The sequence below is a fragment of the Kribbella lupini genome (assembly GCF_039529595.1).
GTDB lineage: Bacteria > Actinomycetota > Actinomycetes > Propionibacteriales > Kribbellaceae > Kribbella > Kribbella lupini.
This window is the reverse complement of the sequence record NZ_BAAANC010000005.1, coordinates 59,733-78,519: the sequence shown is the minus strand read 5'-3', so window position 1 is coordinate 78,519 and position 18,787 is coordinate 59,733. Positions and strand designations below refer to the sequence as shown.

17 protein-coding genes are annotated in these 18,787 nt (G+C 68.9%); 7 read left to right on the top strand and 10 right to left on the bottom strand.

Features of this window, described 5'->3' with window-relative positions:
- Positions 1-109: 109 nt before the first annotated feature.
- Positions 110-541 carry a MarR family winged helix-turn-helix transcriptional regulator gene (locus ABD235_RS36975; protein WP_344182847.1) on the top strand — a complete coding sequence of 144 codons (432 nt, stop codon included), beginning with the start codon at positions 110-112 and terminating at the stop codon, positions 539-541.
- Here the strand turns inward: ABD235_RS36975 and ABD235_RS36970 are convergent.
- Positions 538-3,576, bottom strand: a complete 3,039-nt coding sequence (locus tag ABD235_RS36970) for an ATP-binding protein (RefSeq protein WP_344182845.1) — start codon at positions 3,574-3,576, stop codon at positions 538-540. The genes ABD235_RS36975 and ABD235_RS36970 overlap by 4 nt on opposite strands.
- A gap of 94 nt (positions 3,577-3,670) precedes the next feature.
- Between ABD235_RS36970 and ABD235_RS36965 the strand changes: the two genes are divergently transcribed.
- The 5 genes from ABD235_RS36965 (at position 3,671) to ABD235_RS36945 (ending at position 6,895) form a co-directional block, all read left to right on the top strand.
- Positions 3,671-4,246: an NADPH-dependent FMN reductase gene (locus tag ABD235_RS36965; protein ID WP_344182843.1), complete on the top strand. Its 576-nt coding sequence runs from the start codon at positions 3,671-3,673 to the stop codon at positions 4,244-4,246.
- Between the two features lie 14 nt (positions 4,247-4,260).
- The gene (locus ABD235_RS36960) at positions 4,261-4,800 is read left to right on the top strand and encodes a dihydrofolate reductase family protein (protein ID WP_344182841.1); all 540 of its coding nucleotides are present in this window, start codon (positions 4,261-4,263) and stop codon (positions 4,798-4,800) included.
- A 186-nt stretch (positions 4,801-4,986) separates the two neighbouring features.
- Positions 4,987-5,529, top strand: a complete 543-nt coding sequence (locus ABD235_RS36955; protein ID WP_344182840.1) for a hypothetical protein — start codon at positions 4,987-4,989, stop codon at positions 5,527-5,529.
- Positions 5,526-6,125 carry a hypothetical protein gene (locus tag ABD235_RS36950; protein WP_344182838.1) on the top strand — a complete coding sequence of 200 codons (600 nt, stop codon included), beginning with the start codon at positions 5,526-5,528 and terminating at the stop codon, positions 6,123-6,125. The genes ABD235_RS36955 and ABD235_RS36950 overlap by 4 nt, the downstream gene beginning before the upstream one ends.
- Before the next feature lie 101 nt (positions 6,126-6,226).
- Entirely contained in the window at positions 6,227-6,895 is a 669-nt protein-coding gene (locus ABD235_RS36945) for a class I SAM-dependent methyltransferase (protein ID WP_344182836.1), read from the top strand.
- Here the strand turns inward: ABD235_RS36945 and ABD235_RS36940 are convergent.
- Positions 6,892-8,262: an FAD-binding oxidoreductase gene (locus ABD235_RS36940; protein WP_344182834.1), complete on the bottom strand. Its 1,371-nt coding sequence runs from the start codon at positions 8,260-8,262 to the stop codon at positions 6,892-6,894. The genes ABD235_RS36945 and ABD235_RS36940 overlap by 4 nt on opposite strands.
- 207 nt (positions 8,263-8,469) lie before the next feature.
- Here ABD235_RS36940 and ABD235_RS36935 point away from each other — a divergent pair, with 207 nt between their 5' ends.
- On the top strand, positions 8,470-9,045 hold the full coding sequence (locus ABD235_RS36935; protein WP_344182832.1) for a dihydrofolate reductase family protein: 576 nt from the start codon (positions 8,470-8,472) through the stop codon (positions 9,043-9,045).
- Here ABD235_RS36935 and ABD235_RS36930 read toward each other — a convergent pair.
- The 8 genes from ABD235_RS36930 to ABD235_RS36895 all read right to left on the bottom strand — a co-directional run bounded on the left by ABD235_RS36930 (position 9,023) and on the right by ABD235_RS36895 (position 18,707).
- Positions 9,023-9,688, bottom strand: coding sequence for a GntR family transcriptional regulator (locus tag ABD235_RS36930; protein ID WP_344182830.1), 666 nt, complete (start codon positions 9,686-9,688; stop codon positions 9,023-9,025). The genes ABD235_RS36935 and ABD235_RS36930 overlap by 23 nt on opposite strands.
- A gap of 53 nt (positions 9,689-9,741) precedes the next feature.
- Positions 9,742-10,647 carry a D-2-hydroxyacid dehydrogenase gene (locus tag ABD235_RS36925; RefSeq protein ID WP_344182828.1) on the bottom strand — a complete coding sequence of 302 codons (906 nt, stop codon included), beginning with the start codon at positions 10,645-10,647 and terminating at the stop codon, positions 9,742-9,744.
- The gene (locus tag ABD235_RS36920) at positions 10,644-11,507 is read right to left on the bottom strand and encodes a carbohydrate ABC transporter permease (protein ID WP_344182826.1); all 864 of its coding nucleotides are present in this window, start codon (positions 11,505-11,507) and stop codon (positions 10,644-10,646) included. Before ABD235_RS36920 ends, ABD235_RS36925 begins: the two co-directional genes overlap by 4 nt.
- Positions 11,507-12,451, bottom strand: coding sequence for a carbohydrate ABC transporter permease (locus ABD235_RS36915; protein ID WP_344183426.1), 945 nt, complete (start codon positions 12,449-12,451; stop codon positions 11,507-11,509). The genes ABD235_RS36920 and ABD235_RS36915 overlap by 1 nt, the downstream gene beginning before the upstream one ends.
- 2 nt (positions 12,452-12,453) lie before the next feature.
- The gene (locus ABD235_RS36910) at positions 12,454-13,767 is read right to left on the bottom strand and encodes an ABC transporter substrate-binding protein (protein ID WP_344182824.1); all 1,314 of its coding nucleotides are present in this window, start codon (positions 13,765-13,767) and stop codon (positions 12,454-12,456) included.
- Between the two features lie 88 nt (positions 13,768-13,855).
- Positions 13,856-15,778: an alpha-amylase family protein gene (locus tag ABD235_RS36905; protein ID WP_344182822.1), complete on the bottom strand. Its 1,923-nt coding sequence runs from the start codon at positions 15,776-15,778 to the stop codon at positions 13,856-13,858.
- The gene (locus ABD235_RS36900; protein WP_425553222.1) at positions 15,775-16,614 is read right to left on the bottom strand and encodes a 2-hydroxy-3-oxopropionate reductase; all 840 of its coding nucleotides are present in this window, start codon (positions 16,612-16,614) and stop codon (positions 15,775-15,777) included. Before ABD235_RS36900 ends, ABD235_RS36905 begins: the two co-directional genes overlap by 4 nt.
- Complete coding sequence (locus ABD235_RS36895; protein ID WP_344182819.1) at positions 16,614-18,707, bottom strand: family 10 glycosylhydrolase; 2,094 nt, start codon at positions 18,705-18,707, stop codon at positions 16,614-16,616. Before ABD235_RS36895 ends, ABD235_RS36900 begins: the two co-directional genes overlap by 1 nt.
- Positions 18,708-18,787 lie beyond the last annotated feature (80 nt).

Sequence of the window (18,787 nt, the reverse complement as noted above, 5' to 3'; positions counted from 1 at the left end):
GCAGTAGTTCGTGACACGTACTATTGACCTGACGAACAAATTACTTCGTGCCACGAACATTCACAAGTCAGCGCACAACCAAGAGTGCACAACCAACGAGGAGCAGCGGATGGAAGAGACGCTCAGCGCCGCGAGCAGCCTGGTCCGCCTCACCCACCTCGTGCACACCCTGTACGCCGACGTCGGGCGCGGCTGCGACCTGACCACCGCCCAGGCCCAGATGCTCTGCTCGCTCGGCAACCGCCCGACCGGCATGGCCGAGCTGTCCGCGACGCTGGGCGTCGAGCGCTCCAGCCTGACCGGCCTGGTCGACCGCGCCGAGCACCGCGGCCTCGTCGTACGGCAGCCGGACGCGCAGGACCGGCGGGCCGTGAAGGTCGCGCTGACGGACGAAGGCACGGACGCCCTGCAGCGGTTCCACGACGAGCTCACCAAGAAGCTGGAGCAGCTGCTGACCGAGCTGCCGGCCAAGGAGCGCGACCAGTTCACCGGGACGCTCAGACGAATCGTCGCCGACGCCCCAGCCGTCTTCGCCGACTAGCCCACGCCGGAAGCCAGCGCGTAAGCCTCCTCCAGCGTCAGCGATCGCCCAGCCTCATACGCCACGTCGTACTGCTCCCCCAGCACCGCCCGAGCCGCCTGCTCGATCCGCAGCACGTCAGCACCCTCGGCTGCGGTCACCGGCAGCCCCTCCGCCTCACGCACTACGACAGCCGCCCCCAACAGACGCGCAGCCACCGCCGGTGCAGCAGCAGCCACCGTCCCCGCGATGCCCTCCAGTGACCACGCCATCGACCGCCGCGATTCCTGGTCGACCCCGAGTGCATATGCCTCCTCATGCAAGGCTCGCGCAGCCGCCAGCTCGCCCTGCTGCTCCAGCAGGAAGCCGAGCTCGTCCAGCACCATCGACAGGTACAGCACCGCGTCGTCCTGCCGCCGGGCTTCGTCGATCAGGCTCTGCAACCGCTTCTCGGCCACGTCCAGCTCACCACTGCGCCGGGCCGCGAAGCCCAGCACCAGCGCACCGAGCGACTCCATCGGCCGGTTGCCCTGCTCGAGCGCCAGCTGCAGAGCCTGCTCCCCGTACGCCGTCGCCTGCGCGTAATCACCTTCCCGTACGGCGGTCCAGCCCAGCCAGCCGTACTCACCCGCAACGTCCGGCCACAGCCCCAGCTCCTCCGCCATCCCCAGCGCCTCGGTGTGCAGCTTCACCGCGCCCCGGAAGTCGCCGACCAGCTCCGCGTGCGAACCAAGCCAGCCCAGCGCCTGCAGCTGACCCCACCGGTCGCCTAGCGCGCGGAACAGCCGAGCACTCTCGGCAGCGTCGCTCCGCAGCGCCTCCAGGTCAGCACGGACATGCGCATGCTTCGCCCGCGCCGCCAGTACTGCGGCGATCCCCCACCGGTCACCGGACTGCTCGAACGACGCCAAGCACTGCTCCAGCATCGCCAGCGCCTGCGACAGGTCGCCGGAATCGCTGCAGTGCAAGGCCATCCAGAACACCGACCGCGGCCCGACGTCAGCCATACAACGGTCGCGCAGAGCCGTAGCGTCGCTGTCGCCGTGCAGGTACATGTAGCCCGCCAGCCACGCCATCAGCTCAGGCGTCTCCGGCACAGCCTCCAGCGACCGCCGGGCCTCGGCGAACCGCCCACGCAGGAACCAGTACCAGCCAAGCGACGACACCAGCTGCTGAGCCAGTGCGACCTCCCCCGCGGCGATAGCCCCGTCCAGCGCACTGCGTAGGTTCCCGGACTCGTCATCCAGCCGCTGCAGCCACACACCCTGCTCAGCGCCGTACAGGTGAGTGGCAGCCACCGACGCCAGCTCCACGTAGTACTGCCGATGCAGCGACCGCACGGACTCGTACTCGCCGGCCTTGTGCAGCTTGTCCACGCAGTACGCCGCCACAGACTCCAGCAACCGGTAGCGCATCCCGTCAGCACCAGCCACCGGTACGACGAGCGACCGGTCGACCAGGCGAACCAGTACGTCGAGCACATCGCCCCCGCAGACCGCTTCGGCCGCCTCCGGCGTACAGCCGTCAGCGTGCACGGCAAGGCGCCGCAGGACCACCTGCTCCTCAGGGCTCAGCAGCTCCCACGACCAGTCGATCATCGCCATCAACGTCTGCTGCCGAGGCGCCGCACCCCGATGGCCGGTCGCCAGCAGCCTGAACCGGTCATCAAGCCGGGCAACGAGTCCAGCCACGCCCAGAGCCCGGACCCGCGTGGCAGCCAGCTCCAGCGCCAGCGGGATCCCGTCGAGCCGTCGGCACAGCACCGCCACAGCCGAAGCGTTCTCCTCGTTCAGCACGAACGCCCGCTCCGCAGCAGCCGCCCGCGCGACGAAGAGCTGCACAGCGGTCGACTCCTGCAGGGCATCAACCGAGGAGCCCAGCGACGGCACCGCCAGCGTCGGAACGTTCCAGACAGCCTCACCGGTCAGTCCCAACGGCTCCCTGCTGGTCGCCAGCACGCGCAGCCCAGGAGCGGACGCCAGCAGCCGATCAGTCAGCGCAGCGACCTCACTGATCACGTGCTCGCAGTTGTCGAGCACCAGCAACCGCTCCCCCAGTACGTCGGCCAGGTGCTCCACCACATCCGCACCACCGACGTCCCGCAGGTCCAGCGCGACCTGCAGCGCATCGGTCAGCGAGCCCGGGATGTCCAACGCGTCCGACGCGATCCCGGCCAGCTCGATCAGCGTCACCCCGTCCCGGTACCTGCCGGCCGCCGCAGACGCCGCTGCAATCGCCAGCCGAGTCTTGCCGACCCCACCGGGACCGGTGAGCGTCACCAGCCGGTCCTCCAGCAGCCGCCGGTCGATCTCGGCCAACGACTCGGCTCGGCCGATCAGATCGGTCAGCTGTGCCGGCAGGTTGTTCCGACGGGTCGGTAGGCCCTGGGTCAGCACGGACTGCTGCAACGCGACCAGCTCAGGACTCGGGTCCAGGCCCAGCTCATCAGCCAGCAATGCGCGCAGCTGCTCGTAGCTCTCCAGCGCCTCGCTCTGCCGACCAGCGCGGTACAACGCCTTGATGTGCGCCGCCCTCAGCTTCTCCCGCAACGGGTGCTCGGCAACCAGCGCGGCCAGCGCGCTCACATCGGTGTAGCAGGACTCCTGCGCGCCCAGCCGCAGCTCGTTCAACCGCGCCACGGTCGCCGACACGAAGGCCTCGTCCGCGAAGTCCGCGTACGCCGGACCGCGCCACAGCGCCAGCGCGTCCTCCAGCCGCCCTTGCTCCAGGTACGCCGTGAACTGCAGCGCGTCGTACGTCGCACTGTCGACCTTCAGCGAGTAGCCGGCCGGTCCGGACACCACCAGTGCGCGCGAGCCGGGCTCGGCGTCCTCGAACGCGCGGCGTAGCTGGGACACCTTCGCGGACAGCGTGCCGGACGGGTTGCCAGGCAGGTCGTCGCCCCACAGGTCGTCCAGCAGCCGGTCCGCCGGTACCGGGCGACCCTCGTGCAGCAGCAGGTCGGCCAGCAGGGCCCGCACCTTGAGGCCCGGCACGGTGACCTGCTCGCCACTGTCCGTCCAGGCCGCCACCGGCCCCAGCACCCCGAATCGCATGGCCGCACCCTACATTTCGGCCCGGTCGCCACCGACCGGAAAGAAACCGTAAACCCCCTCCGGCAGAGTCTTCCTCACCAGAGCGGAGGTGGACATGAGACTGAACGTAGCGGTGATCGTCGCCAGTACCCGGACCGGGCGCTTCGGCCCCACAGTGGCCGACTGGTTCGCCCAGCAGGCAGCCAAGCGGGCAGAGCTCGACATCGACCTGATCGACCTGGCCGCCGCGAACCTGCCGGTGACACTGACCGACACCGACGAGCCGGCGCCCACGGAGGTCGCCGTACTCGCTCCCCGGCTCGCTGCCGCCGACGCGTTCGTCGTGGTGACGCCGGAGTACAACAGCAGCTTCCCGGCCCCGCTGAAGACGGCACTGGACTGGTACTACGAGGAGTGGCACGCCAAGCCGGTCGCCATCGTCAGCTACGGCCGCGAGACCGGTGGCCTGTACGCCGCCGCCCAGCTGCGCCAGATCTTCACCGAGCTGCACTCCGTTGCCATCCGCAACACCGTGGCCCTGCCCTGCTACTGGGAGCAGTTCGCCGCCGACGGCAGCTGGCCCCGCCCGGGCTCGGGCTACGACGACTCCGTCAAGACCACGCTCGACCAACTCGTCTGGTGGGCGAAGGCACTCCGTACCGCCCGCCTGCACACGCCGTACCAACCCTGAGAGGAACCACCATCATGCGCAAGATCGTCGAGAGCACCTTCCTGACCCTGAACGGCGTCATCTCCGACCCGCAGGACTGGAGCGGCCCGTACTGGGACGACGAGTACGCCGGCTACAGCATGAAGCTGATGGAGAGCACCGAGGCGCTGCTGCTCGGCCGGGAGACCTACGAAGCCTTCGCCGAGGCGTGGTCGCAGCGCAGCGGCGACCCGTACTCCGACAAGTTCAACGCCATGCCCAAGTACGTCGCGTCGCGGACGCTCAAGGAGACCACCTGGAACGCCGAGCTGCTGGAGGGCGACGTCGTCGAGGCCGTCCGGGAGCTGAAGGAGACCGACGGCGGCGACCTGCTGAAGTTCGGCACCGGCGAGTTCTCCCAGGCGCTGCTGGAGAACAAGCTGGTCGACGAGTACCACTTCTGGATCTGCCCTGTGGTCGCCAGTGGGCAGCGGATGTTCGACGGTCAGGACCTGGCCGCGACGCACCTCGAGCTGCTCGGCACCACCACCTTCAAGTCCGGCATCGTCGTGCACAAGCTGGCACCGAAGGCCTGATCACGCATCGCAGCCGGTCGTCGACAGAGCGTCGGCGGCCGGCTGACCTGCTTCACCTCCCAGGGCATGGGTACCAAGAAGGGTGCACGGGGATCTGGACGGACCGGGAACACGGTCCGCAACCGTCGGTTCTCGTGGCCGCAACCGGTCGAGGAGCCGACGGTGACGTCCTGACTGGAGGGTTTGATGGAGATCATCGTCATCGTGGTACTGGTCGTGGTCCTGGCCGGTGCGGCGCTGTTTTTCTACCAGCGCCAGCGATCCGGGCAGCTGCAGAACAAGTTCGGGCCCGAGTACGACCACGCCGTCGAGGAGTCTGGGGACAAGCGCAGCGCCGAACGCGAGCTGCGTGAACGGGAACGGCGGGTCGCCAAGCTCGACGTCCAGCCGTTGAGCGGTGAGACCGCCGAGCGGTACCGCGCGGAGTGGAACACGGTCCAGGCCGGGTTCGTCGACGAGCCGGGACAGGCCGTCGAGGACGCGGACAAGCTGGTCCTGCGGATGATGCGCGAGGCCGGCTACCCGGTCGACGAGTTCGACCAGCGGGTGAACGACATCTCGGTCGACCACCCCGAGGTCGCCGAGCACTACCGCTCCGCCCACCGGGTCGCCGTCGCGCACCACCGCGGCGAGGCCGACACCGAGCAACTCCGCCAGGCCGTCACGGCGTACCGGCAACTCGTCGACGCCCTGCTGACCGACCACCACAACTCCAAGGAGCAGGCATGACCGACCACCGCCCGGAAGACCGTTCGGACGAGCGCACGCCCGGTCTGACCGACGCCGACTTCTCCGACCGCCCGACCGACCAGGACGGCGACGGCAGCCTGCGCGACACCGACGCACATGACAACGACGTAAGGGACACCGACGTACGTGACAACGACGTGCGCGACACCGCTGTACGCGACACCGGTGACAACACCATGAGCGACGACCGGCTGGCCCGAGCGGCCGAAGACGATTCGCTGGTCGGCGACAGAACCGACTCGACCGACGACCAGGTCACACCGGCCAACGAGCCCGCGGCCGCGGCCGCCACAACACAAACCTCGACCGACGGCCCGCTCGTCGCCGAGGACGCGGCGGTCGACTTCCGCTCCCGCTGGGAGGTCATCCAGCAGGGCTTCGTCGACGACCCGCGCCAGGCCGTCAGCGAGGCCGACAAGCTGGTCGACGACCTGCTGAAGCGCCTCTCGGCGACCTTCGACCAGCAGCACCAGGACCTCGAACGCCAGTGGTCCGACGGCGAGCCCTCGACCGAGGACCTGCGCGGCGCGCTCCAGAAGTACCGAGCGTTCTTCCAGCGCCTGCTGGCTCTCTGACCAACTCAGCGCGCGCCCGGGAACGGAGTCCACAATCCGTTGCCGGGGCGCGCCAACGTTTTCCGGCCGGCGGGCATCTCCTTTCTGTGACAAGGAGACGCATGCTGACCTGGGAAGAGGCCCAGTCGTTCAACCGGCTGGCCGAGCGGTACGACCGGCTCGCGGAACTGACCGACGACCCGGTCGCCGCCTGGCTGCCCTCGGTCCTCGAACCGGTACGCCGAACGACAAGTGCTCTCGAGCTCGGCTGCGGCGCCGGCCGGCACACCGTCCTCCTGGCCGACCGCTTCGACCACGTCGACGCGTTCGACCTGTCCGGCCCGATGATCCGGCTGGCCCGCCGTCAACGGGCCCGAGGCAACATCTCCTACCTGGAAAGCGATCTGCGCGACGTCGACGGCCGGTACGACTTCGTCCTCAGCGTCGCCACCCTCCACCACGTCGCCGACCTCGACGAAGCTCTCGCCCGCATCAAAGCCGTCGCCGGCGGGCGGGTAGTCCTCGTCGACACGGTCTCGCCCCGCGCGGCCAACCCCCGCTGGTGGCTGTACGGGAACGAGGTGCGCAGGTTGCTGCGCAACCTCGTCCGCCGCGGCGTCCGTGAGGCCTGGGAGATCTTCCGGCTGTCCACCGGTCCCTGGCTCGACCACCGGGTCAGCGACCGCTACCTCAGCCGCGAGCAGTTCGAGACGCGGTACGCCGAGACCTTCCCCGACGCGGTCTTCTGCCGGGTCGGCAACGCCCACGCGATGGTCTGGGACGCGACCTAGGGTGCGATGTTCTGGTTCAGGTGGAAGACGTTGTCCGGGTCGTAGGCGCGTTTCACCTCCACCAGCCGGGCGTAGTTGCCCTTGTAGTTGTCGGCGATCCGGCCCTGGTCGTCGCCGGCCATGAAGTTGACGTAGCCGCCGGACTCCGAGTGCGGGGCGACGTCGTCGTAGTAGTTCCGGACCCACTCGACGTTGGCGTCGTTGGCCGCCGGGTCGGGCCACATCCCCGCGATCACCGTCGCGAAGTTCGCGTCGCGGTAGGCGAACGCCGTCGCGTCGGAGGGCACCCGGTGACACGCGCCGTCGATCGGGTAGATGTGCACGGTCGAGTTCACCGCCGGCAGCCCGGGGGCATGCCGCAGGTGGGCCTGGATCGCGTCGTCGGTCAGCTCGGTGACGAAGTTCGCCTTCCAGTAGTGCTGCAGTCCCGGCGGTACCAACCCGTCGAAAGCCGCGTTCAGCGCCGGGTACGGCATCGCGCCGACGTGCTCGGCGACGACCGGCGCGAACTCGCGGAAGCGCGCGATCTGCTTCTCCCCCTCGCCGAGGTCGCCCGCCCAGCAACCGACGATCAGGCAGAACGGCTCGCCGTGCCGGTCCTCGGGGATGAACGGCAATGGCGGCGCCAGCTGGAACGCCGGGAACCCGCCCAACGCCTCCGGCGCGTCCTTGATCAGGTCCCGGAACCCGGCCACGACGGCGGCCGCGTCGGACATCTCGAACAGCATCGGCCCGCCGTAGATCTGGTCGACCGGCTCGAGCCGGAACTCCAGCGCGGTCACCACCCCGAAGTTGCCGCCACCACCGCGCAGCGCCCAGAACAGATCCTCGTGCTCCTTCTCGCTGGCGATCAGGAACCGTCCGTCCGCGGTCACCACGTCGGCCGAGATCAGGTTGTCGCAGGACAACCCGAGGCCGCGCGCGAGATAGCCGATCCCGCCGCCCAGCGTCAGCCCGCCGACCCCGGTCGTCGAGATGATCCCGCCCGTCGTCGCCAGCCCGAAAGCGTGCGTGGCCGCGTTGAAGTCGCCCCACGTCGCGCCGCCGAGCGCTCGTGCCGTCCGGGTGACCGGATCGACCCGGACCGCGCGCATCGCGCCGAGGTCGCAGACCACCCCGTCGTCGACGGTCCCGAACCCGGGAACGCTGTGCGAACCACCCCGGACCGCCAGCTCCAACCCGTTCGCCGTCGCGTAGGCGACCGTCGCCATCACGTCGCCAGCGTTCTCGCACCGCACGACCACGCGCGGGTGCTTGTCGATCATCGCGTTGTAGACCTTGCGCGCTTCGTCGTACGCCGGATCGCCGGCGGCGATCACCGCTCCGCGGGTGCGCTCCCGCAGGTCCTCGATCGTGTACTCGCCCATGACTTTCCTCCACAGCCGAACGGGCACCACACGTCCCGGCCGATCCCCCAGCCACCCGCCCCGACCGGCGGCTCAGCCGCCGGACCTCCCCAACCCCTTGTCACGACCTTCCCGCCGTCGGGCGACCAGGTCAATCCCGCAGCCGATGTCAAAGCGGCCCGATCGGCTCCGACCAGGGGGCACAACCAACCAGAAGGAGCCAGGACCATGCGCAAGACCATGTACTACGTGCACCAGTCGCTCGACGGTTTCATCGAGGGTCCGAACGGCGAGTTCGACTGGGCGCAGCTCGGGCCGGAGCTCGGCGCGTACTCGATGGGACTGGCCGAGCGGTCGGACCTGTTCCTGTACGGGCGGACGGTCTGGACCATGATGTCGTCGTACTGGCCGCACGCGCTGGACCTTCAACCGGAGGAGCAGCACGTGCAGGAGTTCGCGCCGGTCTGGCTGAAGACGCCGAAGCTGGTGCTGTCCACGACGCTCGACGACGACCTCGGCTGGGGTACCGGCGTGATCCGCTCGCCCGAGGAGCTGCGCGCGATCAAGCAGCAGCCGGGCAAGGACATCCTGATCACCGGGAGCGCGAGCGTCGCGCAGTCGCTGGCCGAATTCGGTCTGCTGGACGAGTACCACGTGGTCGTGCACCCGGTGGTGCTCGGCGGCGGCAAGCCCGTGCACCGGCCGGGCGCGGCCCGGACCGAACTACCGCTGACCGAGTCCCGGGTGTTCGACGGCAAGACCGTGCTGCTGCGGCACGACGTCAGGACTTCTGCAGCGAACTGAGCAGGCGGCCCTGGGCCTGCTCCAAGTGGTACGCCATGTGGTCCGCTGCGGCGGTCGGGTCTGCGGACTCGATCGCCTGCAGGATCGCCGCGTGCTCGGCGGCGACCGTGGACGGCTTGGCGGTCCGGTGGGCCTGGTACTGGCCCATCGTCAGGTGCACCTCGCCGATGATCAGCTCGTGCATCCGGGCCAGCCGCCGGCTGCCGACCCCGGCGACCAGCGCGCTGTGGAAGGCGATGTCGGCCTCGACCTGGTTCTCGAACAGCTGGTCGCGGGCGGCGTACTCGATCGCGACCTGCGCCTTCGCCGCGGCCGGCGGGACCTCGCCGCCGACGGCCAGCGTGGAGACCGCGGCCTTCTCGATCGTCACCCGGCTGAAGAACAGATCGCGGATCTCGGCCTCGTCCAGCGTCGGGACGACCGCGGTCTTGTGCGCCGTACGCCGCAGCAGCCCGAGCGCGGTCAGCCGTTCGAGCACGGCCTTCGCGGTCGGCCGGGCCACGTTGTACTCACCGGCCAGGCGGACCTCGGTGAGCTTCTCCCCCTGCGGGATGTCGCCGTTCACGATGCGCTTGCGCACCGACTCGTAGAGCGCCTCGGTCAGCGAGGACGGCCCGAGCTCCAGACTCGATTCGGTACCCACCGGGCACCCCCTTCCGGTCGAATGGTCAGGCAAGTGTACTGGCCATCCAACCCCTAGTAGCCCGCGAGCTTGTCGACCACGTTCACCAGTTCCTGCCCTGACAGGAAGCGTCGCAGGTTCTCCCGCACGATCTCCTCGCCACGCCGGGCGGTTCCCGTACTGGTCGCGCCGTTGTGCGGCGTGACGATGACGTTCGGGAGATCCCAGAACGCGCTCTCCGGCGGCAGCGGCTCGATCCCGTGCGCGTCCAGCCCGGCGCCCGCGATCTGCCCGGTGCGCAAGGCGGCCAGCAGCGCGTCGTCGTCCGCGATCCCGCCGCGCGAGATGCAGACGAAGTACGCCGACGCCTTCATCCGCGCGAACTCGGCGGCGCCGAACCGACCCGCCGTCTCCGGTGTCCGGGGTGCCGTCACCACGATGAAGTCCGACTCCTGCAGCAGCTGCTCGAAGGACACCTGCTCGACGTACGGCGAAGGTTCGCCGACGCGTCGCCGGACGCCGATCACGCGCATGTGGAACGCCTCGGCCTTCCGGGCGAGGTCGAGGCCCGAATGACCAAGTCCGTAGATCCCGAGCGTCAGGCCGGCCAGTTCCCCATGGGTGAAGCGCTCCCAGCGGTGCTCGGCCTGTGCTTTCACCCAGCGCGGCACCTCCCGGTTGAGCATCAGCATGAGCAGCATCGAGTGCTCCGCGAGCGGGATCGCGCCGTTGCCGACCGACGACGTCAGGACGACGTCCGAGGCCAGCATCTCCGGCGACAGCTCCGCGTCGACGCCCGCCGCCGGGCTGTGCACCCAGCGCAGGTTCGGCGCCTTCACCAGCAGGTCGGGCGGAATCCGCCCGATCACCGCTTCGACCGACTCCAGCGGGACGCCGTCCCAGCTGTCGACGAACACGAGCTCGGTGCCCGCGGCAACCTCCATCAGGTCGTCGCGCTGTTTGCCTACGACAACGATCATTTGAGTCCCGTCGTCGCGATGCCACGGATCAGGTACTTCTGGGCGAAGGCGAAGAAGACCAGGATCGGCAGCAACGAGAGCAGCGACATCGCGAACAGCATGCCCACGCCGCTCTGCGTCTCGGAGTCGACCATCGAGTTCAGCGCCACCGGCACCGTGAACACCTGCGTCCGGGTCAGGTAGATCAGCGGCACGAAGAAGTCGTTCCAGGTCCAGATGAAGGTGAAGATCGTCGTGGTCACCAGGGCCGGCCGCATCAGCGGCAGCACGACGTACCAGAAGGTCAGGAACGGCCCGGCGCCGTCGATCCACGCGGCCCGGTCGAGCTCGCGCGGCAGCGTCCGGATGAACTGCACCATCAGGAACACGAAGAACGCGTCGGTGGCCAGGAACTTCGGGATCAGCAGCGGCCAGTAGGTGTTCACCAGGTCGAACTGGGAGAAGAAGATGTACTGCGGGATCACGAGCACGTGGAACGGCAGCATCACCGAGGCCAGCGTGATCGCGAAGTACACCTTGCGCATCCGGAACTGCAGCCGGGCCAGCGCGTACGCCGTCAGCGAGCAGCTGAACAGGTTGCCGACGATCGAGCCGATCGTGACCAGCAGCGAGTTCAGGAAGAACACCGAGAACGGCCGGTTCAGCGCGTGCCAGCCGTCCTTGAAGTTGTCCAGCGTCAGGTCCTTCGGGATCAGCCCGGGATCGGTCAGGATCTGGTCGGCCGGCTTGAACGCGCTGACCACCATCCAGACCAGCGGGTAGATCATGAGCGCGACGAAGATCAGCAGTCCGGTGTGCTTGAGGGCGGACCTGACCCGGCGCTGTCGCAGCGGTGGGGCCGAGATCGTGGTGGCGGTCATCAGTTGTCTCCGTAGAAGACCCAGTACTTGGACGCGACGAAGTGCAGCGCGGTGACCAGGCCGATCACGGCCATCAGCACCCAGGCCAGCGCCGACGCGTAGCCCATGTCGAAGGCAACGAATCCCTGCTGGTACACGTACAGCGTGTAGAACAGCGTCGAGTTCGCCGGTCCTCCGGTCCCGCCGCTGATGATGTGCGCCTGGGTGAAGGTCTGGAACGCGCCGATCGTCTGCAGGATCAGGTTGAAGAAGATGATCGGTGTCAGCAGCGGCACGGTGACGTGGGTGAACTGGCGCCACACGCCGGCGCCGTCCACCTTCGCCGCCTCGTAGAGCTCGTCGGGGATCTGCCGCAGCCCGGCCAGGAAGATCACCATCGGCGAGCCGAACGTCCACACGTTCAGGATGATCAGCGTCGCCAGCGCGGTCCTCGGGTTCTGCAGCCAGCTCTCGCCGTCGATCCCGATCAGCGCCAGGCCCTTGTTGATCAGCCCGGCGTCGCCGAAGATCTCCCGCCACAGGATCGCGACCGCGACGCTGGTCCCGAGCAACGACGGCAGGTAGAACGCGCTGCGGTAGAAGGCCAGACCGCTCAGCCCGCGATCGAGAATCAGGGCCAGCAGCAACGCGAAGCCGAGCTGCAGCGGGACCGACACCACGACGTACACGAGCGTGACCTTGACCGACGCCCAGAACTGGTCGTCGTGCACCATCCGGCGGAAGTTCTCCAGCCCGGACCACTCCGGTGGGTTGAGGATGTCGTAGTCGGTGAAGGCCAGGTAGAGCGAGGCGAACAGCGGCACCGCGGTGATCAGCAGGAACCCGAGCTGCCACGGGATCAGGAAGACGTGCGCGGCCCGGCCCTGCCGGTTGAGGTGGAAGGCCGGCCGCTTGCGCTGCGGCTCCGGTGGTTGCTCGACCGCCTGCTCGCGGTCGGTCAGCATGGTCATTGCGCTCGCTTGATGCCGGCCGCGATCTCCTCGATCAGCTTCGCCGAGCCGTCGGAGACGCTGCGCTTGCCCAGCGCGATCTCCTCGCAGATCCGGGCCATCGTGGTCCGCCAGGTGCTCGATCCCGGAGGCGCCTCGTACCGCGGCTTGCGCTGCGCGGCCCGCTCGGTGGCGACCACCGCGAGCATCTCCTTCTCGTCCGGGCTGGCGAACGCGACCGCCTGCTCGGCGACCTTCGGGTTGGTCGGCGCGCCCATCGTCAGCCGGACCGTCTTCAGCATCTCGGGGTTGTTGACGTTGTAGTCGAGCACCTTGCCGGCGGCCTCGAGCTTGTCGTCGTCGATGCGCTGGTAGATCGCCATCCGCGGGAAGTACAGGTACTTGTGCCCGGCCACGGCCGTGGCGTCGGCCGGCATCGCGCGCAGCCGGAACTTCTCCTGCGGGAACATCTTGGCGTCGTCGATGATGTGGTTGGAGTTGCCGAAGTTCACCAGGACCTTCTTGCCGACCTGCGCCCAGTCCGGGCCCATGCCCTCCTGCTCGCTGAGCGAGAGCGCGGCCCCGGCCTTGCGGAGCTTCTCCCACCATTCCAGCCAGCTGCCCAGACCGTCCGCGGTGAAGCCGACCTGGCCGTCCTCGGTCCACAGCTGCTCGCCGCGCTGCCGCAGCCAGGCCTCGAAGGTGAGGTCGTGGTCCGGCGCGTACGGCGTGCCTTTGCGCTTGCCGGGGTTGTTCTTGCTGTACGTGATGAGCAGCTCGGAGAGCGCGTCCCAGTTCCAGCCCGCGCCGTCAGCCGGCAGCTTGACGCCGTCGGCCTTGGCGACGGTCTCGTTGTAGCGGATCACCGGAACGAAGATCCCGAACGGCAGCGTGTTCAGCTCGCCGTTGAGCTTGAAGCCCTCCAGGTCTTCCTTGCTGTAGTCGCCCCAGTTCAGCGTCGGGACGTCGTCGAGCTTGCGGTACAGCTTGCTCTTGGCGTACGTCATCACCTGCGGTGAGGCGATCCAGAAGATGTCCGGCACGTCGCGGGCCGCGATCTGCGTGGTCATCCGCTCCTGGAACGCGCTGTACTCGGCGAACTCCGGCTCGATGCCGATGTCGCTGTTGGCGGAGCTGAACTGCTGCAGCGCCTTGGTGTAGTTCTGCTGGCGGACGTTGTTGCCCCACCAGGCGTAGCGCAGCGTCGTCTTGCCGCCGCTCTCGGCGCCGCCGCCGCTGCCGCCGCAGCCGGCCACGGCCGCCACGGACACGCTCGCTGCCGTCGTCCCCAGGGCGAGCTTCAGAAACCCTCGCCGATCCAGTCCGGTCATCACGGTCTCCCGTTTCCTCAGGGTGGCTTCATTGTTTGTTTCCGACACATGACGGTCAAGAGGTCATGCACACTTGTTTGACAATTTGTCAAAAGACCAGGGCCTCGAAGAGCCCGAGTGCGGGGAGCTCGACCCGTCCGTCCACGACCGGCAGGCGGACGCCGGCGCGCAGCAGCTCGACCTGGTCCGCGTCGGGCAGCCGGATCCAGCTCGGCCCGATCGTCAGCGGCTCGGCGAACCTCTGATCGGCGTCCCCCGACCGGTTCAGCAGATGGATCAGCCGCCCCGCCGCCGACCGGCCCACGACGATCTCGACCTGCTCCGGCAGCCCGGTCTCGACCTGCTGCCCACCCGCCCACAGCACTTCGTCGACCACCAGCTCGCGGTAGGCGCTGAGCCCGACCTCGCGGTACGCACGCCCGACCGTCCACGGCAGCATCACCGCGCGACCTTCCCCGTACGACGCCCGCAGGCGTCCCGGGTGCTCCAGCTCGAGATGCCCGTAGCACTTCTCCGGCGGCCCGTACGGCGCCCGAGACAGCGCTTTCTGCCCGATCTCGGCGTGCGGCGACGGCTCGACCAGGTCGAACGCCCCGACCACCGGCACGACGCCGTACTCGGTCCGCAGATGCAGCGACCGGACAGCTTCCTCCGTGTCGTGACTCGCCATGCGCCTCTGCGCCGGGAGGCATTCCAGCTGGATCTCGTCGGCCACGACCCCACTGTTGCCCGTAGCAACCACTGCACCGCCGGAGGCGCAGTACCGGTCGAGCGCCGCCGCGTCACCGAGCGGCCCGAGATCGGGCAGCACCACCACGTCGTACCGGCTGAGCTCGATGTCGCCGAGTCGCTCCTCCGGCAGGACGTCGAACGGCACGTGGCGTTGCAGCAACGCGAGATAGAGCCCCTGGAACTCCCGCGTCGCGCCGGACTTGAACTGGTCCGGCCGCACCAGCAACGTCCGGGCGGCGGGCACGAGCTCGCGGTAGACGTCGTGGTGATCGCGGTGGAACCGCGTCAACTCCCCCGCCACCGTCAGGCACTCGTACGGGTTGTCCTTCGGCGTGCCCATGATGTACGTCGACGGGTTGGCGCCGCGCGCGATGGCCTGCACCAGGTACTGCGCGAAGTGGTGCGGCTCCTCGCCGGCCAACCGGTACGGCATGTCGACGAAGGCGACCGAGTTCGTCAGCACCGGGACCGTCGGGCGGAAGCTCTTCGCGGAGCTCACGGCCTCGCTGGTCCGGTGGTGCCACAGCGGCCGGCCGACGGCGTTGTTCGCCTCGTGGAAGACGATGTCGGCGCGATCGCCCAGCACGAGCGGCGCCTCGGGACGACGGCGCGCGAGGTGGTCGCGGATCCGGCCGGTCAGGTCCGCGAGGATTTCCCGGGCGAACCGCTGCCAGGTCTCGTACCCGGGCGACTCCTTGCCCTCGGGCAGGCTCTCGCCCGGCGCGTACTCGGCGTACCGGCTCATGCAGGCCAGGCAGTGGCAGACGCCGCGGTACACCCGGCTGTAGTCGACCTCGTTGAACGACATCCAGTTGCAGAAGAAGCCGTCGACGGGATACCGGTCGAGGACCTCGTCGAGTACGTCGAACAGCTTGACCTGGTAGTAGTCGCCGCTCGGGCAGACGCTGGTCAGTCCGTTGTAGACCTGCGGGTCGCCGGCCGCGTCGACGAAGCACCAGTCCGGGTGCTGCTCGGCCCGCCGGTGGTCGATCTTGGAGAAGTCCATCCGGCCCATCACGCGGATCCCGCGCCGCCCGGCCGCCTTGACCGCGTCGCCGACGAGGTCGCCCGAAGCACGCTGGGACAGGTACGGGTTGCGGGTCTGGAAGTCGAGGTCGGTCGGGTAGTTCGACAGGATGCCGCCGACGCTCAGCAGCCAGGTGTCGGCGCCGAACTCCACCAGGTGGTCCAGCACCTCCTCGACGTCCAGACCGGCGTCGATCTCGCGCAGGTTGGTCTGGAACATCCGGAACGGGTCCTGCCACCAGAGCCGGCTCACGGATGCCGCCTCAGCGTCCTGTAGAGCGCCGAATGATCCAGCTCGCCGTCGCCGTCGGCGATCGCGGCGTTCATCAACTGCTGCGTCGCGGCGGTGTTCGGCAGCGCGAGATCGAGCTCGGCCGCCGCCCGGATCGCCAGCGCCAGATCCTTGCGGTGCAACCGGATCCGGAAGCCGGGATCGAAGGTCTGCTGGACCATCCGCTCACCGTGCAGCTCGAGGATCCGCGACTGGGCGAATCCGCCCATCAGTGCTTCCCGGACGACGGCCGGGTCGGCGCCGGCCTTCTCGGCGAACAGCAACGCCTCGGCGACCGCCTCGATGGTCAGCCCGACGACGATCTGGTTGGCCACCTTCGCGGTCTGGCCGGCGCCGGTCCCGCCGATCAGCGTGATGTTCTTGCCGAGCGTCTCGAACAGCGGCTTCGCCCGGTCGAAGACGTCGGGCTCGCCCCCGACCAGGATCGTCAGCGTCGCCTGCTGCGCGCCGACCTCACCGCCGGAGACCGGAGCGTCGAGGTAGTCGCAGCCCTTCAGCCGCTGGGCGAACTCCTTGGTCGCCGTCGGCGAGATCGAGCTCATGTCGATCACCAGCGTGCCGGGCTTGATGCCCTCGGCAACCCCTTCCGGGCCGAACAGCGCGTTCTCGACGTCGGGGGTGTCCGGCAGCATCAGGATCACCACCTCGGCCTCGGCCGCCGCCTCCGCCGCGGACGTGCAGTGCGTTCCGTCGAGGCCTTCACGACCCCGGTACAGGAACAACTCGTGTCCCGCCTTCGCGAGGTTGGCCGCCATCGGCGTCCCCATCACGCCGAGCCCGACGAAACCGATCCGCATCACGACCTCCAGTCCAGGTGCACGATCTCCAGCAGGCCCGCGGTCGGGATCGTCACCACCGCCCGGCCGTTCTCGACCGTCGCCTCGACGTCGACCTCCGCGACCAGCAGCCGGGCCTTGACCGTGGTGCCCGGTACGGCGACCGACACGGTCTGCGGAGGCAACGGCAACGTTTCGCGGATCGGGCCGCGCATCGCCATCGGGTTGGTGAGGTTGACCAGGGCAACGGCCACCTCGTCGGAGCCGCGGTGGACCGCGACGTCGACCAGGCCAGCACCCTCGACGGTGACCTGGGGGTCCTTGCCCAGGGCCCACGACACCGCGTTCGCGACGAGCCGCCCGTGGTCGCTCTGCAGCGCCTCCCAGAAGATCGCGCCGAGGTTGAACGGGAAGTACACGGTCCGCCCACCGCCGGCGTGCTCGCGGCAGACCACCGCGGGCTTGTCCGGGGCCTCGCGCGGGTAGACCTCCTCCATCGGCAGGTCCGGGAAGTCGGGGATGAACCGGAACGGGACCTGCGCGTCGCCAACGGCCTCGACCCCCAGGATGTGGGTGCCGCCGATGATCCGGGTCGTTCCCTCGTAGCCCCGGTTGAGCCGGTGCTCGCCGGTGAGCGCGATGTAGTTGTTCTTCACCGGACGGGCTGGGGTCTCGAGGTGCACACCGAGCACGTCGGCGAGACCGAAGTCGTCACGAGCGCGGCCCTGCTCGTCGTACAAGGAGGTCTGGTACGCCGCGATGAGCGAGCCGCCGGCTGCGACGTAGGCCTCCAGCTGGGTGAGCTGGTCGTCGCCGAGCTGCTCGGCGTTCGCGAGCACGATCACCTTGTACGGCGCGAGCCTGTCCGGCGTCAGCTCCTGGTCGGAGATGAACTCGAACGGCACCCGGGCCTCGACCAGCGCCTGGTAGAAGCCGTCCTCGTGGCCGAGGCCGTCCGGCGTACGGAGTTGCCCGGCGCGGGTCGGGTCGAGCAGCGCGACCTCGGCGGTGATGCGGAGATCCTTGAGCACCGGCTCGACCTTGGCGTGCAGGGTGAACGCCTCGACGATCGGCGGGACCCAGCGGTGGTCGGGGATGCTCGCGTTGAACTTGGTGAACCACGGCAGCGCGCCTTGGGCGAAGCCGTCGACGATCCAGGTCTTCACCTCCTCGGCCGGCGCGACCGAGTCCTTCCAGCGGTACTGGTGGTGCTCGGGACCGACCGACGTGATCAGCCGGACCGGGCGATCGGGGAAGACGCCGCGGTTGCGCTTGCCGTTGCGGCCGGCCGCCCAGGGCGCCTCGATGCCGGAGCGGCCCTGCTTGTCGATGAAGAAGATCGGGTAGTGCTTCTCGACCAGCGCGCGATCCAGGTCGCGGGCGGCCAGCGCGCCGAGGTTGGGGATGAAGCGGGCGTGCGGACGGAGGTCGCGGACCGCCTGGTCCCAGATGCCGACCAGCGTGCTGAGTTGCCGGCGGCGCCAACCGACGTACTCCGTCCAGTTCTCCTGGTACTCACCGGCCGGCAGCTCCAGCCCGGTCTCGTCGCGGAACGACTTGCGGGCCGCCTCGCTGTAGGAGATGCCGTAGTAGCCCTCCCAGCGGTTCGCGAAGATCGCGTCGACGTCGTACTCGCGGACGATCTCGCGCGCCACCTCGGTGATGAACTCGCGGTGGTAGCCGGTAAAGGCGCACGTCAGCCAGATGTCCGGGTGCGCCCAGTGCTCGAGCGCGTTGCCGTCGCTGTCGCGGGCCAGCCACTCGGGGTGCGCCGCGGCGGCGTCGGCGTGGATCGCGTGCGGGTCGACCCGGGCCATCACGCTCATGCCGAGCTCCCGCGCGCCGTCGACGAGCGCACCGAACGGATCGGTGTCGCCGAGGAACTGGCTGCGGTAGTGGTACTCGAGCTGGGTCGGGTAGTAGGCGACGTAGCCGCCGGCGCTGATGCAGGTCGCGTTCGACCGGCTGTCGCGCATCAGGTCGAGCCAGAAGTCGACGTCGAAGTGCAGCGGGTCGTCCTCGGCCAGCGTGATCTGCGCCCAGCGGGTGGCCCGCTCCGGCCAGTCCGGACTCCTCGTGGCGCTGAGTGGTGCTTGGTCAGGATCGGTGCGCATGCGGCGGCTCCTCCTGGGATGGGCTGTCGGGAAGATTGTTAGACAAGATTGCATGAGTGGCAAGAGCTGGTGCTAGCCTT